Here is a 796-nt window from a genome sequence, read left to right as displayed (position 1 = left end):
AATATGTACCACTTCTGAAGAATTTTTAAACCAATACCTTGAAGGAATTAAAGAAGGGACAATGAATGTCTTTAAAAACGAGTACCGGCAAACCGATGTTTTATTAATTGACGATATTCAGTTTTTTACCGACAAACCCGGCGTACAGGAAGAGCTTTTTCATACTTTTAACGCCCTGCGAGACGCAAAAAAACAGCTTGTTTTTACCTGCGACCGCCCAATATCAGATTTAAAGAAATTTTCAGACCGCCTTATCACTCGTTTTAACGAAGGGCTTAGCGCCGACCTTCAACCTCCTCGTTATGAAGAACGCTGCGTGATTTTAAAATCCGTCGCTCAGACTCGCGGAGTCGCCTTCCCCGATGAAGTCATCGACTTAATCGGTAAAAACGTATCTTCAAATGTTCGCGATCTTATATCCGTAATAAACAACCTTATCGCTTATTCGGAACTTATGGGAAAAACAATTAATTTGGAGACCGCTCAAGAGCGTCTTAAAAACATTTTTAACGCGCCAAGACAGGCAAATCTTTCTATGGACAATATAATCAGGGTATCCGCCGAGTATTTTGGGCTTACTCCAAACGATTTAAAAGGCAAAAAAAGGTCTCAAAACATTGTTTCCGCTCGTCAACTTGCCATGTATATGGGTCGAGAAATGACAGATTATTCCACAACAGAGATAGGTCAGGATTTTGGTGGTAAAGATCATACTACTGTGATGTATTCTATAGACAAAATTAAGGGTAAATTATTGACAGATCCCAGTTTGGAGTCAACTATTGAAAATTTGAAA

At 39.1% G+C, this 796-nt stretch carries 1 protein-coding gene; it reads left to right on the top strand.

All coding sequences use genetic code 11. The features are described 5' to 3' along the window. The coding region (locus ACYVTD_RS14610) for a chromosomal replication initiator protein DnaA (RefSeq protein ID WP_461248446.1) at positions 1-796 on the top strand (796 nt) is incomplete at both ends.

The organism is Treponema sp. R6D11 (assembly GCF_054786075.1).
This window is presented reverse-complemented; position numbering and strand designations above follow the sequence as displayed.